The organism is Paenibacillus residui, from assembly GCF_042677205.1.
Classification (GTDB): Bacteria; Bacillota; Bacilli; order Paenibacillales; family NBRC-103111; genus Paenibacillus_L; species Paenibacillus_L residui.
The window spans coordinates 92572-108930 of sequence record NZ_JBHTIU010000031.1 but is presented as its reverse complement, the minus strand read 5'-3'; the positions used below and the strand labels follow the sequence as shown (position 1 = coordinate 108930).

Below are 16359 nucleotides of genomic sequence, written 5' to 3'. Positions count from 1 at the left end.
TAAGATTGATGGTCGCCTGCTCTTTACACTCCGAGTCGACTCAATTACTTTTTCTGAGTTGAAGGGATAACAGTCCAAAGGATGGCAGCAAAGATATATGCACCTGAATTGTAGAATGTGGTTAAAATACGTGGAAAAACGGCACGTAGAACCGAGTTTTTTTGCTTAGCTGTAGGTTTTCCGGTAAGTTTTAGTCTTTGCCCTTAGAGGAGCAAACTAGTTGTATGATTTCCGTTAGACGATTATGACGCCGGGCCCTGTTATTTAAAAAAATCATTCACTTTATTTTCATCTTCAAAGTATTTCTGAGTGAATTTACTGAGTTCATCTTCGCTTTTAAATTCGCTTAAATCTTTTCCGTACCAGGATTCTAATGATTCCCTCGTCACCCTATATTCTTTTTCAACGAATTTAAAATCAACCCAATCCGCATTTTTAACCAACGCAAATATAAATGTAGCATTGTATAACGCAAGCTCTTTGTAGTCCGCTGCTATTTGATCTGTTGTTTCTGCAGGCACATAATTCAAAACAATTCCATAAGGCGGTTCTGTCGTTTTCAGTTCCAACTCACTTATTTGTTCGCCTGTTGGACTTGGTAACTGTTTAGTAATATTGCCAACTGCACTGTTATCGCCAACGTAAGAATCTTTATATTGGAATAGATCTTCGTTTACGACGCCATTGGAATTAGAATTACATCCACTTAGGAAAAGAAATACCAATAATGAGATGAAGAATCCGGTTGTTATTTTTCGCATCAATTAATCCTCCTTAAAAATCGCCAGGCCTGACTACCGAGCCCCCTTATTAACATTGTCTGCTTCGTTGTTTGTACAAGGGCTGAATAATATTTTGGGTCAGGGGAAACAATCCGAAGTTATTTGTCATGTCAAATCCAATTGATATTTTCAAATATCATCTAAATAGTCTAACAGAACGTGTGTCAAAAAAACAGTTATTGTGCGGAAGGGCGAATTTTCGAAATGCTTACGCTCGAAAATCGTTTTTTTTGAAACATAATGTCGGGTAACACGTATTAATTTACAAGAAACGATCAACGACCCGCATAATATGTTCTGGAAAGAAGGGTTGATTATGCTGGAATTGTACTGGGGCTGCCTAATCTTCGGGCTGCTGTTTGCCCTCGTGACCGTTCTGCTGGGTGATGTGATGAGCCACGCTCTGGATGGACTGCTGGATTTCCTGTCGGTTGATTTTCTGCAGCCGATGGTGATTGCCGGGGGCGTAACCATCTTCGGAGGAGCGGGCATTCTGCTTACCCGGTATACCGGATGGGCGGTCTGGGCCGTATTGGCGCTGGCCGTTGGACTGGCGATTCTCGGAGGAGCGGTTATCTACCTCTTCTATGTGAAGCCTATGAACGAAAGTGAAAACTCCATAGGGTATTCCATTTACGATCTGAAAGGAAGTGTTGGCGAGGCTATCATTTCCATTCCGAAGGATGGATACGGGGAAGTCGTTCTTAAGGTAGGAGCCGGCGTAAGCAATCATACAGCAGCGAGCTTCGACGGAGAGTCCATTCCGGCAGGGGAGAAAATAGTTGTTGTGGAGGTGAAGGAGAGAACGCTGTTTGTTTCCCGATTTGACGCTTAACCATCCAGATGAGAGGAGAAGAAGCTATGGAGAATCTTCCAGATTTCTTAGTAATACCGGGTATTATTTTGGCGGTTATTGTTATTCTCGGACTCGCTTTCTGGGCCCGGTACAAAACGGTAGGACCCGATCAGGCGATGATTGTAACAGGGTCTTTCCTCGGATCCAAAAACATTCAGATAGATGAATCCGGGCGCAAGCTGAAGATCGTCCGCGGCGGGGGGGCCTTCATATGGCCGGTGTTCCAGAAGGCCGAGTTCCTGTCGCTGTTGTCTCACAAGCTTGACGTATATACTCCTGAGGTATACACCGAGCAAGGAGTGCCGGTTATGGCTGACGGGGTTGCGATTATCAAGATTGGCGGTGCAATTGAAGATATTGCTACGGCAGCCGAGCAGTATATGGGCAAGCCTATCGAATCCCTTAAGGGGGAAGCTCAAGAAGTTCTCGAAGGTCATCTGCGTGCCATTCTGGGAACGATGACGGTGGAAGAGGTTTATAAGAACCGGGAGAAATTCGCCCAGCAGGTTCAAGCGGTTGCTGCTAAGGACCTGATGAAGATGGGGCTGCAAATCGTCTCCTTCACCATCAAAGATTTAAGGGATAAACACGGATATCTGGAAGCTCTCGGTAAGCCCCGGATTGCGGCGGTCAAGAGAGATGCCGATATTGCCGAGGCCGAGGCGATCCGCGACGCCCGTATCCAGAAGGCTAAAGCCTCGGAAGAAGGACAGAAGGCCGAATTGCTGCGCGATACCAATATTGCGGAGGCGGAGAAGGAACGGGACCTGAAGGTGGCCTCCTTCAAACGGGAGCAGGATACGGCCAAGGCGGAAGCCGATCAGGCTTACTTCATTCAGGAAGCGAAATCCAAGCAGGTCGCTGTGGAAGAGCAGATGAAGGTAGAGCTTGTTAAGAAAAACCGGGAAATTGATCTTCAGGAGAAGGAAATTCTCGTTCGCGAGAAGCTGTATGACGCGGAAGTGAAGAAGAAAGCCGATGCGGACCGGTATGCGGTCATCCAGGCTGCTGAAGCGGAGAAAGCGAAGAAAATGCGCGAAGCGGATGCTCTTCAATACAGAATTGAGGCGGAAGCCAAAGCGGTTGCGGAACAGAAGCGGATGGAAGGTCTTGCTATCGCTGATGCGGAGCGGGCTAAAGGTTCGGCCGAGGCCGAAGTAGTCCGGCTGAAAGGTTTCGCCGAAGCGGAAGCGAAGGAGAAGCTGGCCGAGGCGTTCCAGAAATTCGGCGAGGCGGCTGTCCTTGACATCATTGTCAAGATGCTTCCGGAGTTGGCCGGCAAAATTGCCGAACCGCTGGCTTCGATCGATAAGCTGACGGTGGTGGATACCGGCAATGGCGAGGGAGCGACCCGTGTAAGCAATTATGTGACCCAGCTTATGGCTACCGCACCGGAGATGCTGAAGGATGTCTCGGGTATTGATTTGAACCAGCTTGTTCATCAACTGACCCACAAGAAGTCGGACAGCGCAGAAACCAAGCCGGTGCTGCCGGTTTCCGAAGCTCCGAAGTTCGATATAAATCCGACGGAAGACAAGTAGAGACGGAATCATTAGAATAAATCAAGATCGACGATGTATGAAAAATAAGCAACCTTAGCCCGGTTGGATTCCGGACTAGGGTTGCTTATTGGTTTGTTGCCTAGTTTAATGTATCCAGCATCCGCAGCAGCATCACTACAGCTTCTGCCCGTGTCGTATGTTCATTCGGTGCAAATTGATTGCCGTCCCGTCCACGGATGATTCCTTCCTGTACGGCTGCGGCTGCGTATCCTTTGGCCCAGCCGGGGATGTCGGCATCGTCGGCAAAGGACGTAGAATGGTCGGACGGTAATTCTACGTTCAGTGCGCGGATAATCATGGCCGCCATCTCCACGCGGCTGATCTGCGCATCCGGACGGAAGCTGCCGTCCTCATAGCCGTTGATTATACCTGCTTGCACCGCCAGGGAAATGGCCGGCTGCGCCCAGTCGCCAATCTGATTGCGGTCGGCAAAGGCCAGAGGCTTGGCATTGCCCTCCAACTGAAGCGCCCGTGCCAGCATCAACGTAAATTCCGCCCGGCTGACCGTCTTATCCGGTTGGAAGGTATGGTCGGGATAGCCATTGATTAGGCATTGCTGGACGGCATCTTTAATATGTTTATCTGCCCAATGTCCGTTGATGTCCGTAAAATTAACATCGACGCAGGCCGGCGCTTCAATTACCGGTTCCTCAACAGTCTTCTCAACGGCGAACACTGCGAATTTGGCGAAGTGATCGACTTCCGCAGTCACTTTTCCATCGTTCGCCGTTCCGCCAACTTCAACCCATTCACGTTTATCTTCATCGAAATAGAAGATAGACGGCATTTGGTTCTCGCCAACTTTGCTTGGATCATAAGCGATTGTAAGCGTCACTGGCTTCTTGAAATTGCCTTCAACATCCTTCACGATTTCGAAGACGGGACTGACGAGCTTATATTCAGGCATAGATACGTTTAACGGGGAGTTCCATTTCCGGATCGTTAATAATAAGTCTCGATCAAACGCGCCTTCCGGAAGGATAATGGATACTTCCTCACCGAGGCTGGCTGTTCCGCTGCTGCCTGCTTTCAACGTCACCGTGCTCGATGGCGGCAGATGGACAGCGCTCCAACTTCCGGAGCTTGCTCTTACGATGACGTTAACTGCGGCTTGGATATCATCCGGATTACCAACGCCATCCGGCAATTTCAGCTTGCCTACGAACACATATGTGCCGGCTTGATGGCCGTTGTAGGCCGGGGTGCCGTTATCCCAAGTGATTGCCGCATCTGTTGTCGTTTCATCGCTTAAGGTAACCTTAACGCTCGAAGGCAGGTTCAATTCTGAGCGTTGGGTTCCATATTGGACCGAGATATCGGCAATGGCCGATACTTCTTTCACAATAATCGGCTCAGCCTTAACGATCACCCGTACTTGTGCCTGTATATTGTCCGGATTACCAACGCCATCCGGCAATTTCAATTGGCCTGCGAACACATATGTGCCGGCTTTGTGGCCGTCATAGGCCGGGGTACCGCCATCCCAAATCACGGTTGCCTTCGTCGTGGATTCATCATTCAAAGTCACCATGACACTGGAAGGCAGCTTCAAATCGGTTATTGCGGTTCCATAGTTTACAGAAATATCATCCAGTTTTTCTGCTTTCTTCGCATAGACAGGGCCGGCTTTAACAATGACACGCACTATCGCTTGAATGTTATCCGGATTGTTGACTCCTTCCGGAATATCCAATGTGCCCGAGAATACATACGTGCCCGCTTGATTGCCGTCATAAGCGGGAGTACCGCCGTCCCAAGTCACCGCGACAGCTGCTTTAGTATCGTCGTTGAATGTGATTTCGACGCTGGCAGGCAGCTTCAAATCGGCCAACACAGTTCCGTGGTCTACAAAAATGTCGGCAAGCGCGGCAGCTTCTTTAACGATAGTCTCAGTCTCCCGGGCCTTAACGATCACCCGCACTTCTGCCTGAATTTTCTTAGGATTTTCAACGCCATCCGGCAATTCCAATTGGCCTGCGAACACATAGGTGCCGGCTTTGTGGCCGTCATAGGCCGGAGTACCGCCATCCCAGGTCACTTTGAGACTTGGCTTCGTACCGTCGTTTAAGGTCACTTGAACGGTTTTTGGTAAATCCAAGCTTTCCAATGCTGTTCCATATGCTGCAGAAATGTCGGACAATTCGGCGGCTTCTTCCACAATGGCTGCTGCTGTCGCGGTTACCGTCCTTGGTTCACTGAATTCACTTTCATTATGCAATCGGTCAACCGCTGTTACCGCATAGGTATACGTCTTGCCCAAGGTCACATCCCGGTCGACATAGGAGGCCAGATCGGACTTGCGCATTGTAGTTAAAATATGAGCAGGATTATTCCTGTCCGGCACTTGATCGCCGGAAGCACGGTAGATGACATAATAGGCCGTGCTGTCATCCGTATCTGTCCAGTTCAACTGAATGCCGCTCAGAAGAGAGAACGCTTCTATAGCGGGTGCTTCAGGCGCCTCTGTTTCCAACCAGGGCATGACCGGAACGAGTGACGGGTATTTATAGACCTCGGCGATCTTATTCCTTAAATCCGGCTTTCCTATCAAATCCCTTGTCGTAAAGTGGATGCTGCCCTTTACTTGCTCGTAGTTTAAGTTATAAATCAATTGATTCGGGATCTCGTAAGGATCCGTAAAGTTAGCGTCCGAGCCTACTTTATAATCGGCATGACCGATATAAAGATGAGTATTGGCGTTATGCTCCTCAATGAGTTCACTCCACCAGTCCACCAGAATTTCATACGCCGCAGGGGCAAACCCGAAGCTCCAATAGATTTGCGGAGCAACATAGTCTATCCAGCCTCCAATAACCCACTTGCGAATATCCGCATGGAGATTATCGTAGCTTGGCTGTCCGGCGTTCGTGTTCGATCCGTCGGGATCTACGCTTTTATTACGCCATACACCGAACGGGCTAATGCCAAATTTCACGTAATTCTTTTCCTTCTTAATTTCCCGGCTCAGGTTATAGATTAGAGTATCTACATTATGCCTGCGCCAAGCATTAATATCCCCGGGATAATCCTTTCCGTACTTGTCATATGTCGCTTGGTCGGGGAAGCCTTCTCCGTCAAATCGATTCGGGTAGAAATAGTCATCGAAATGAACGCCGTCGACATCGTATTTTTTTACGACTTCCATGACGCTATCCGTTATATATTGAATGGCCTCCGGGACGCCCGGATCGTAATACAATTTGCCGCCATAGGACATGACCCAATCCGGGTTCTGGCGTGCCGGGTGGTTTTCGACTAATTTGTCCATATCCGTATTCATGCTGATCCGATACGGATTGAACCAGGCATGGAATTCAAGATTGCGCTTATGCGCTTCCTCGATCATAAACGCTAACGGATCGTACCCGGGATCCTTCCCTTGGACTCCGGTGATCCAATGGGACCAAGGAGCCAGTTCCGATGAATAGAAGGCATCGGCCGTCGGTTTCACTTGTACGACCACCGCATTCATGCCAAGCGATTGATGAAAATCGAGCAGGTCGATGAAATCCTGTTTTTGCTGCTCAGGATCGTTTGATTTGGGCCAGTCGATCCTTTCTACGGTCGAAATCCAAGCGGCCCGCAGCTCTCTTTTGGGCGGCTGAAGATCGGGATTGTTCACGACGACAGTATAAGTGGCGTTCTTGCCGCCATACTTTGCGGTAATGATGGAAATGCCCAGCGATTTTCCTTGAATCCATCCGTTTTCGTCAATGGCGGCTACACTTGGGTTGCTGGAAGTAAAGGTGACGCCCTCCTTAAGCTCAACTTCAAAAGGTTCGATATTGTAGGTTCCTATCACCTTGGCTTGTTTCGAATCGCCAATCTCCATAGCCGTAAGTCCGGTTAACTTGATACTTTGCAGGATTGGAATCGGTATTCCGACGCTAAGCTCGAGAGTATCCGATTGGTTTCTGTAGGATGCGGTTAGAGTCGTTCTCCCTATGGAATGGGCCTCTATAAGCCCATTCTCATCGATCGTTGCCACTTTCTCATCGCTGCTTGAATATGTGACTCCGGTCAGAATTCGCACAGGCTCGGACACCCCCCTGAAGGTAGCGAACAGCTCCGTTTGAGCTTGCTCAAACATCTGCAATTCGGCGGCCCCGATCAAATCAAGATGTTCCACAAACGGGTCATCATCGGTTACGATCAATTCATAGGTTGCGTCAAAAACACCATAGGACGCTGTAATGGTCGTTACCCCCTTGCTTATCGCAGTAACGGTCCCATTCTCATCCACGGTGGCGACATTTTCGTCACTGCTTGTGAACACTATCGGCCCCTGAACTAATTGAGGAGCGGTATACCCTTCACGTGTCTCGAAGACTTGTGCGGTTTGAGTTTCGCCGGTCTTCATCGGAGTCAATCCAAGCAGATCTAATCCGTATAACCCTCCCGTATCGCCGTAGAATACGCTTACACGATCGAAGTAGGCGGTTCCCGCCGTTTTATTCAGATCGTTGGTTTGTGCTATATAGATCCGGCGAAGTTTAATCGGATCTGTAAATTCCGGTTTGGTCAGCTGTTGGGGAATGTTGACGGTCACGTATTTCCATCCCTTCCAGTTAAAGCCCGAGCTTGATGTAAAGTCGGCAACATCGGCTGTCGTATTAAACTCGGCGCGAAGCCAATGTTTATTATTCCCGTCCCCATAGACCCATAGGCCCAGCTTGGTCGGCTTGCCTTCTAAAGTCCTGTAATTTGCAGTTCCAGGATCCAAGAAGTTTACATATGCTGCTGCCGTACCGCTTTCTTGAATCAGGTTATAGGATAGTTTGGCCGAATGATTGCCATAGAGAACCGGCTCCGGTCGGCTTGCCGATTCTAATTTTCCCGTGGCTCTTATAAAAGAAGCTGTGACGTTCGCATTCCCAAAATCTTCGACCACTCGAACAATAGAAGGAGCGAGTTGGCTGTATGTAGTCTTGGTGACCGATTCCTCATCGGCTGTTTGTGGCAGGCCGTATGTAGCCATAGTAACTGAATCATCATTGGTGGATGCGGAACTAGCTGCAACAAAATTGGCACCGCTTACAAAAACGGAAAGTAAAAGTACTGAAACCATAACAAGCGAGATCGTACTTTTGGTTTGATGAAACCACTTCGCCAATGCTTATTCCCTCCCCATCTTTCACTTGTGCAGTTATTAAATTTAGTTAACTGCATAAAATTGTGAAACATTATTTCACCCCTTTGTTAGAATATAGTATATAAAACGGAAGTATTCAATCGTAAATTTCAAAATTATCCAATTTCTAGAATGAAGAATTTTACATGAAACAGTCGGTTCAACACCTTCAACGTGGAGGTACAGCTTTCTAGAATGGCTGCTGATTTATTCTATAAATGTCGAAAAGAAAACCTTAATGGTGGAATAAGAAGGATTTTGTAAAATTGTGTCGAACAATGCACATATCCACTTAATCTAATCGATGCTTTAAACCCATTATCATCTGTATGAGACGGAGTCCCCGAAATGAGACGATGGAGTAAATTTATCCGAATATTCATTTTATTTGCCGGTGTGGTTTGCATTGGTTTCTTGTTCATACGGGCAGATGCTGAAATAGCAGATCGCCTTCCATTGACGGAGTGGGAGTATTACTGGGGGGATTTCCCCATTGGCTCTGATGGAGATTTACAGTGGGAGAGCAGTGCGGATCAGGAAGGAATCCACGATAGCCATTGGCTCCCCGCTCAACAGACGATGAATCTTCCCGGAAGAGGGGACTGGAATGTACTATGGCTGAGAACGACACTTCCGGCCATCTCATGGAAAGATCCGAGTCTGATTATCCAAATATATGAAAATTTCAAGGTTTACGTCAATGAACAGCTGGTATATCAGTATGGGGACGTCGATAATAGAGGCTATAACGCTTATCAAGGGACTCCGGAAAGGGTAGTGCTGCTCCCGGCGGAGCAAGAGGGTGGAACACTTTATATTAAGATATATTCCGGGTCGCCCAATATAGGAATGCTGGATTACCCCGAATTGACGGGTTATTCGGATTATATTCTCTCACTGCATAAGCAGCAGGCGGCCCGCTTCATACTTGGCTGCTTTTACATCATTGCCGGGCTGCTGTCGCTATATCCGTTCTATAAATTGCGGCTCAAGCCGTTTCTGTCCTTCGGCGGGTTCGCGATCAGCTTCGGCCTGTATACGATCTGCCGGACGACGATTATTTATTTTTATTACGATAACCCTCAGGTATGGATGTATCTGGAGCTGGTTTCCTTGATAGCCGGAATGGCCTCGGCCATCATTCTAATTATTCAGTTGTTTGAGGATTCCCAAAGCGTCCGGCCCATGAAATGGCTTTGGAAGGTCCACCTGTTATATGGTCTCGTCTATATCTCATCGGCTTATATAGGGAAGGTGCATTTGCTGACGGGGCTGTTTTACTATCAGTTGTTATTGTTCGTCACTATGGCGGTAACTATTGTATACTTGTCGATTCTTTCCTTCAGGAGAAACAGGGAAGCGCAGATTGTGCTGCTGGGAACGGTGTGCTTCAGCCTGGCAGGAAGCATAGACATCTTGGACAGCATGTTTTTCGGTATGAATATTCCTTCGATTTCCTATCTGGGAATGCTGCTGTTGGTTCTATGCCTCGTGATTGTGCTGATCCGCAAATCGTTCCACATGATTAACCGGCTGAGATATACCGAGAAGCTGTCTCTGGTAGGCCAGTTAGCGACCGGTATAGCTCATGAAATCCGGAACCCGCTGACAGTCATCTCCGGAAATCTCCAATTGATGAACAAGCAGCCCAACAAGAGGGATACGGTGCCTCTAATGCTGGAAGAGGTTAATCGGATTAATGAAATTTTAAGTGAATTGTTATACTTGTCGAGAACGCAGCCTCCTACTTTTGAGAAATATGATTTGATTCTTGTGTTGAAATCGGTCGTTGCTTTATTCCGGAGCCAGTCCACGGAACAGCCCATCCATATTCATTTCCGGAATGAGGAGGAAGAGCCGCTATTGATTTGGTGCGATGCCAATCGGCTCAAGCAAGTCTTCGTCAACATTCTTAGAAACGGGATCGAGGCTATGCCCGAAGGCGGCAATATGGAGGTAGCGGTCCTCCGGGAGCGGGATGGGGTAAAGATCCAATTTATGGATGAAGGAGTCGGGATAGACGTTAATGATTTGCCGAGTCTCAGTATGCCCTTCTTTACGACCAAGGCTAACGGTACAGGATTGGGACTGGCCATTAGCCACAAGATTGTAGAAGAGCACGGAGGGGAGCTCGGTATGTTCAGCCGCCCCCAACGAGGGACAATGGTCGTCATTAAACTGCCGCTTCGCAGCAGAGTTAAAGAAAAGCAGGGAAGCTTGCCGATAAACGGAAGAACCTCGCAATCCTGAATCAGGAAACGAGGTTCTTTCTGTTTGTTCAAATATAAAAAAGTATAAGTCACCTTACACCGATAAACACGCGTTTTTTCCCCAGGAAGGCGGCAGCCATTTATCCTTGCTGCCAATATGAGCTTGGGGCGTTCGGTGATTATGCAATATACCGGTTTTCCAGCTCGCGGGTAGAGATGGCGATAATTTTCGGAACCAGAAGCTCATTCTTGGTTCTTAGTCTATCCCGGCCTTGCGGGTGAAGAACATACATCATAAATTTAAGATAGTATTGCGTAGCAAAGGAGAACATTCCTTTGGGCAGATCAATGACGGTAAATCCAAGCTGGCTGGTGCCCCGGTGAATGAGGCTTATTCCGTACAGCCCTTTGACGTCTTTATATTGAGGATCATTTTGTAATAAGTACAGAATTCTCGGAAGCATCGCTTCTGTCCGCCGGATCATTTGGATAGCCAGATGCACCGAGCTCTTCGACTGGCTGGTCAATTGAACGAGCAAATCGTTATTGAAATGCAGTTCGGCGATCCGGTCCCCTTTGGAAATAATAACGCCATCATTCAGCTTGATCGGGCTGCCATAGTATTCTCGGCAGCGCAATTGGAGGAGAGAGTCCTCCTCGGAAACAGGAACAATATGAAATAACCGGACAAAGCACCGCTCCCACAATAACCAGGCGGACAGCATCAGGCGTCTGATGAAGCCGAGCTCGCCGGCAGCGGGGACGGCCTTCTTCGTTTCGGGAAACATCTGATCCACTCGAACGAATTCGAAGGAATGATCCCACTCCGCCAAAGTCTCCTTCAGTGCCTCGAGCATATAATGCGGTGCCTCTTCATCGGCTCCGAAGGTATCACCGCTGTCATGGAGCAGGATGACCGATCCGTCCGTCACCCGGGTGAGCAGCAGCTTCTTCAATTTCTGCTTGGCCGCTTTGGCATTCCAGTCGCGGGCCATTAGCGACCATAATACAATCGAGTACTGCCGGCGCAGCAGAAAGTCGCCCAAGTTAAGAATCCCCCAAGGGGGGCGGTAATAAGTTGGGCGAACGCCCGTAATCCGCTCAACAATGTCGGCGGAACGATCAACGTGGTCTTTTCTTACTTTGCGGGGGGTCATCAGCCAATTGGACTTATGGGTATAGTTATGAATGCCAATTTGATGTCCTTCCTGATGAATTCTGCGGATCAAGTCCGGATTTCGCTCCGCTTTGGAGCCCAGCACAAAGAATGTGGCCTTGATATTGTACTGGTTCAGCAGATCCAGTAGCTTGGGTGTGTAATTAGGATCGGGACCGTCATCAAAAGTCAGGGCCACCTGCTTAAGCTTGCTGCCCTTGCGGTGGATTCCCCAACCGAAGACGCGTGATATGATCCATGGCAGGATCATATACAGTCCAAGGAAGGTTAACCCTACCCACAATATTTTCTCTCTCATTTCCCTTAACCCCTTCACTAAGGAAAATTAATACAGTTAGCGGACGGCGTAAACGGCTTCCGGAGGCTGATAAGCGTTCCAGGAAGTTTCCGTCCGGAGAATTTCATCCACGGCGTTAAGCGCCGCATTCTTGGCTCCGAACGTTCCGGCTTTAATCCGCATGTCTCTTAACAGCTGCGGATGGCGGAGAACGTGGGACAGCTGGGCATGCAGCTCGGCTTCCTTCCTGGCAAGAATCGCCACTCCGGAACGAACCCAGTACGCCGCGTTGTCCTGTTCTTGTCCCGGAAGCGGCTTATACAGCAGCATTGGAAGCTTCTGTGCTACCGCTTCGGATGTGGTCAGTCCGCCTGGCTTCGTTATGACAATATCGGATAGAGCCATCAGTTCGTGAACATAGTCGATATACCCGGTTAACATAACCCGATGAGGGGAATGAACCGTTTCCGACTCCAAATACTGCCTGAGCTTCTCGTTATGGCCGCAGACGACGATGAATTGGACCGGGCCGGGATGCAGCAGGTCAGACCATAGAAGAGAGGTCGATTCCTTACCGATCATACCCAGTCCTCCGCCCATAATAAGAACCGTCGGAATCGATGGATCAATTCCATATTTACGTCTTAATTCCTCCCGGTTCATCTCCTGGGAAAAATGAGGGCGAACGGGGATGCCGGTTATCGAGATTTGATACTCATGCACATGATGCCTCAGCAGGGCATCGCGCACTACATCAGAGCCTACCAGATAACGGTCGGTATACGGATGGATCCAATAGCTATGATCCGTATGATCCGTAATTGTCGTAACGGTGGGCACCTGGGTCAGACCGTGGCTTTTCAGCAATGACATAGCCGCAGCCGCCGGAGGAAATGTGCTGACTACTACCGTAGGCCGCTCCTCCTCTAACAATTTTATCATACGATTGAGATCAAACAATTTGATTTTCTTAAATAATTGCGACAAAGAATTGTCCGTTCGTGTTTTTTGAAAAAAGAAGCCGTATACGTTAGGGAAATGTTTGACCCATTGCGCATAGCAAAACTTGCCGATGTTATGAAGTTTTGTGTAATTCCATTCCATAAAATCAACAATCTTCACCTGTACATCAGGGCCGTAAAGTCGAGAAGCTTCCAGAATGGCTTTAGCGGCTTGTTTATGTCCATCTCCGAACTCGCCGGATAATATCAAAATTCTATGCTGTTGTTTTCCGTTCACTTCAAGAACACCCCATTTGCAACAATTCTCATTGCACTTATTGTAAAATACTTTTGGATGTCACGGTATTGACTTAAGACCATTTATAAACCTAGACTTAGGTCGGGTTGCCATGATGTGGACGATCAATAATTTATGTGGATGAGACGTTTGTCAGCCCCAGCGGTTTAAATTTCACATCTAAAGCTTAAGTTCAATATTAAGAAATGATTCGACGGTTCCAAAAGGAATCCTAGATACTTGATGTACACTATATAGTTCGGGAGTTCCCCGTAGATGATATGAATCAAAGGCCTCACGTCACTTCGTGGGGTAATTGTATTCTTCTACTTCTTATTTTAATACAAAATGTTAAACGAATTGCCTATCAAATCCTAAATTTTTTCTTAAGTCCATCATAAGCGGCAGGAAATTGAGGAAGGCTATTGTCAATTATTTCAAAAAAAGACCTCGATTATACTGGTTATTCTACCATAATTCCAATTATTAGGTTGAGATTCTTTTTAAACACCCGTTTGAAATGTTGGTATTCAACATTATTGTCTTACGCATGTTGCTTTTTTCCGGATGTTTTCGTTAGGGCATCTATACTAATCTTGGCTAATTTATGCCGATTCCCAAACTTAAATTATCTTTTCTTTGTTTACTGGGCGGCATGGTTTATAATGTAGTCGTAACTATTAATCATTATTAGAATAGGAGGTACCTATGGATAAGGTTCGATTTGGCATTGTCGGCATCGGGAATATGGGATCTTCCCATGCGAAGTATTTAGCCCAAGGAACCGTACAGGGAGCGAAGCTGACCGCTATTTGTGATAACAGACCGGAACGGCTGACCTGGGCCAAGGAAAATTTGGGCGAAGAGGTCCGTCTGTTTGACAATGTAGAGGCTATGTATGCTTCCGGAGAAATTGACGCCGTCCTGATTGCGACTCCGCATTATGATCACCCGACGCTGGCGATTCAGGCATTTCAGCATGGGCTTCATGTGCTGTGCGAGAAGCCGGCAGGGGTTTATACCAAGCAGGTTCGCGAGATGAACGAGGCGGCAGGGAAGACCGATAAAATTTTCGGGATGATGTATAATCAGAGAACGAATCCGCTCTATCAGAAGCTGAGAGACTTGGTTACTTCCGGCGAGCTGGGCGAAATCCGCCGTACGAATTGGATTATTACCAATTGGTATCGCCCGCAGAGCTACTACGATTCCGGCGGTTGGAGAGCAACTTGGGCCGGGGAAGGCGGCGGAGTGCTGCTGAACCAGGATCCGCACCAGCTCGATTTGTGGCAGTGGACGGTCGATATGATGCCGGTTCGGGTAAGGGCCTTCTGTGCCTTCGGCAAATACCACAATATCGAGGTAGAGGACGATGTGACGGCTTATGTGGAGTACGATAACGGAGCTACAGGCCTGTTCGTAACAACTACAGGCGAAGCGCCGGGAACGAATCGTTATGAAGTAACGGGAGATCGCGGCAAAATCGTTATTGAAGACGGCACTATGACCTTCTGGAGATTACGGGTATCGGAACGCCAGTTCAATGCGGAATATAAAGGCGGCTTCGGACAGCCGGAATGCTGGAAATGCGAAATTCCGATCGTCGGCAGAGAAACCGGGCATAGCGGCATCACCCAGAACTTTACCGATGCCATTCTGAAAGGAACGCCACTGTTAGCCCCCGGAGTCGAAGGAATTAAAGGATTAACGCTATCCAACGCAATGCATTTGTCCTCCTGGCTTGATGATTGGGTTCAACTGCCTATTGACGAAGACTTGTACTACGAGAAGCTGCAGGAGAAGATCCGCAACTCTAAATTTGTCAAGGTTACGAAAGAAATGACTATGAACACCGACGGAACTTATTGATTCCCAATTATAGTTAGTCTTCGCTTAAAGGGGCATTACGGCGATATGCCGTTATGGTTGCTTCCTTTTCTCATCAATGTTAACGTGTGCAATAAAATCGATTGTCCATTTTTTCATTTATCAGACCGATTCCTAATAGGAACCGGTTCTTTTTTTTGACAAAAGAAAAAGGAGCAATTTGCATTAATAGATTGGGATTCTCACTGAATGGATGGCAAATGAAAAAGGCGTCCGCGGACGCCTCTTACCGTAAGTTATTGTCTATAAGACGATTGACCGTAATAACGGGAACCCGCCTGCTGAGTGCTGTACGGCTGGTTCACCTGATTGATGCTGTGCATCACTTGTTCCAGCTCATTGCAAATTTGTTCAATGTGCTGCATTTGCTGCATTGCGGTATGGTGTCCTTGCAGTGCTGTTTGAATCATCTGCACCGCTTGCCGTTCTTTCTGGGCAATTTGCTCCAATTCTACAGCATTTTGCTGCTCCTGCTGAAGGAGCTGCTGATACATCATGCTGGCTTGCTCGGTTTGATGCATCATTTGACGAACGGTTTGACGACAATGGTTAAGCTGCTGGCCCGCTTGGAACGATTGCATGTAAGAAGCCTCCTAATAATATGATTGGTCCTTAGCTTGGTTAATTAACGATAACCGTTTGTATTATGGAGTGGAGCCCGTCAAAGTATACTGGTAAACGATGCCTGAGCCGTAAAAAGCGGAACCGCGCAAGATGTGGATCAGCTTCACTTATTGGACGGCTCTTCAGCGATGTGCTTCTTGCCGTTAAAAAGCGTCTCCGTTAACGACATTAATTTCTCGGCTATTTTTCCGTAACCTAGGCCTGCCAGGAAAGCAACGCCGATTCTGGCTTTTTCGTCCGGCGATACCAGAATGGGGAGAATACCGCTCTCCAGCAAAAGAATGACAAAAACAGCCGTGCCTGCACAGAGTAGAGGGCGGGAAAAATACCATAGAAACCATTGCATAGTCGATTGACAGCTATGAAATTGATGCAGCATCCTCACAGCATATAAAGTTCCTCCGTTCGCGCCGGCCCAGGCATAGATCAAATAGCTCCGGATTTCGGGAAGGCTGAGTCCCAGCCATTGCCCCTGCGGCGCTTTATTCCCCATCCAATAGAGCAGCCCGTACAAGCTGCCGGCAAACCATAGCAGAAGATAGACGAATAAGATGAGCTTCCATTTGCACCCCGTTTGAATCATCTTGTCCAACCCCCTCTTGCTATCATATTTA

General features: G+C 47.8%; 10 protein-coding genes. 4 read left to right on the top strand and 6 right to left on the bottom strand.

What is annotated here, in order from left to right; translation table 11 throughout:
- Positions 1–260 precede the first annotated feature (260 nt).
- Positions 261–761: a DUF4825 domain-containing protein gene (locus tag ACFQ03_RS10525; RefSeq protein ID WP_379288013.1), complete on the bottom strand. Its 501-nt coding sequence runs from the start codon at positions 759–761 to the stop codon at positions 261–263.
- 337 nt (positions 762–1098) lie between these two features.
- Between ACFQ03_RS10525 and ACFQ03_RS10520 the strand changes: the two genes are divergently transcribed.
- Complete coding sequence (locus tag ACFQ03_RS10520) at positions 1099–1617, top strand: protease (RefSeq protein WP_150960486.1); 519 nt, start codon at positions 1099–1101, stop codon at positions 1615–1617.
- Positions 1618–1643: 26 nt separating this feature from the next.
- Entirely contained in the window at positions 1644–3179 is a 1536-nt protein-coding gene (locus tag ACFQ03_RS10515; protein WP_379288010.1) for a flotillin family protein, read from the top strand.
- Positions 3180–3279: 100 nt separating this feature from the next.
- Here the strand turns inward: ACFQ03_RS10515 and ACFQ03_RS10510 are convergent, their stop codons facing one another.
- Entirely contained in the window at positions 3280–8313 is a 5034-nt protein-coding gene (locus ACFQ03_RS10510; protein WP_379288008.1) for a family 10 glycosylhydrolase, read from the bottom strand.
- Positions 8314–8679: 366 nt separating this feature from the next.
- Here ACFQ03_RS10510 and ACFQ03_RS10505 point away from each other — a divergent pair, with 366 nt between their 5' ends.
- The gene (locus tag ACFQ03_RS10505) at positions 8680–10581 is read left to right on the top strand and encodes an ATP-binding protein (RefSeq protein WP_379288006.1); all 1902 of its coding nucleotides are present in this window, start codon (positions 8680–8682) and stop codon (positions 10579–10581) included.
- A gap of 139 nt (positions 10582–10720) precedes the next feature.
- Here the strand turns inward: ACFQ03_RS10505 and ACFQ03_RS10500 are convergent, their stop codons facing one another.
- Together ACFQ03_RS10500 and ACFQ03_RS10495 are read right to left on the bottom strand one after the other, a co-directional pair.
- Positions 10721–12016 (bottom strand): polysaccharide deacetylase family protein, encoded by a 1296-nt coding sequence (locus ACFQ03_RS10500; RefSeq protein WP_144934669.1) that lies wholly within the window; start codon positions 12014–12016, stop codon positions 10721–10723.
- Between the two features lie 36 nt (positions 12017–12052).
- Positions 12053–13234 (bottom strand): MGDG synthase family glycosyltransferase, encoded by a 1182-nt coding sequence (locus ACFQ03_RS10495; RefSeq protein ID WP_379288004.1) that lies wholly within the window; start codon positions 13232–13234, stop codon positions 12053–12055.
- A 708-nt stretch (positions 13235–13942) separates the two neighbouring features.
- Here ACFQ03_RS10495 and ACFQ03_RS10490 point away from each other — a divergent pair.
- On the top strand, positions 13943–15103 hold the full coding sequence (locus ACFQ03_RS10490) for a Gfo/Idh/MocA family protein (protein ID WP_379288002.1): 1161 nt from the start codon (positions 13943–13945) through the stop codon (positions 15101–15103).
- A gap of 254 nt (positions 15104–15357) precedes the next feature.
- On the opposite strand, the gene ACFQ03_RS10485 is transcribed toward ACFQ03_RS10490, so the two are convergent.
- A complete protein-coding gene (locus ACFQ03_RS10485; protein ID WP_144934661.1) occupies positions 15358–15702 on the bottom strand; it encodes a hypothetical protein in 345 nt (114 codons plus the stop codon).
- Between the two features lie 146 nt (positions 15703–15848).
- On the bottom strand, positions 15849–16328 hold the full coding sequence (locus ACFQ03_RS10480) for a hypothetical protein (RefSeq protein ID WP_144934658.1): 480 nt from the start codon (positions 16326–16328) through the stop codon (positions 15849–15851).
- Positions 16329–16359: the final 31 nt, after the last annotated feature.

Excerpts from the sequence above, each read along its gene's own strand:
- ACFQ03_RS10490 (WP_379288002.1), top strand. The coding sequence starts at position 13,943 with ATGGATAAGGTTCGATTTGGCATTGTCGGCATCGGGAATATGGGATCT.
- ACFQ03_RS10520 (WP_150960486.1), top strand. The coding sequence starts at position 1,099 with ATGCTGGAATTGTACTGGGGCTGCCTAATCTTCGGGCTGCTGTTTGCC.
- ACFQ03_RS10500 (WP_144934669.1), bottom strand. The coding sequence starts at position 12,016 with ATGAGAGAGAAAATATTGTGGGTAGGGTTAACCTTCCTTGGACTGTAT.
- ACFQ03_RS10525 (WP_379288013.1), bottom strand. The coding sequence starts at position 761 with ATGCGAAAAATAACAACCGGATTCTTCATCTCATTATTGGTATTTCTT.
- ACFQ03_RS10515 (WP_379288010.1), top strand. The coding sequence starts at position 1,644 with ATGGAGAATCTTCCAGATTTCTTAGTAATACCGGGTATTATTTTGGCG.
- ACFQ03_RS10505 (WP_379288006.1), top strand. The coding sequence starts at position 8,680 with ATGAGACGATGGAGTAAATTTATCCGAATATTCATTTTATTTGCCGGT.
- ACFQ03_RS10480 (WP_144934658.1), bottom strand. The coding sequence starts at position 16,328 with ATGATTCAAACGGGGTGCAAATGGAAGCTCATCTTATTCGTCTATCTT.
- ACFQ03_RS10485 (WP_144934661.1), bottom strand. The coding sequence starts at position 15,702 with ATGCAATCGTTCCAAGCGGGCCAGCAGCTTAACCATTGTCGTCAAACC.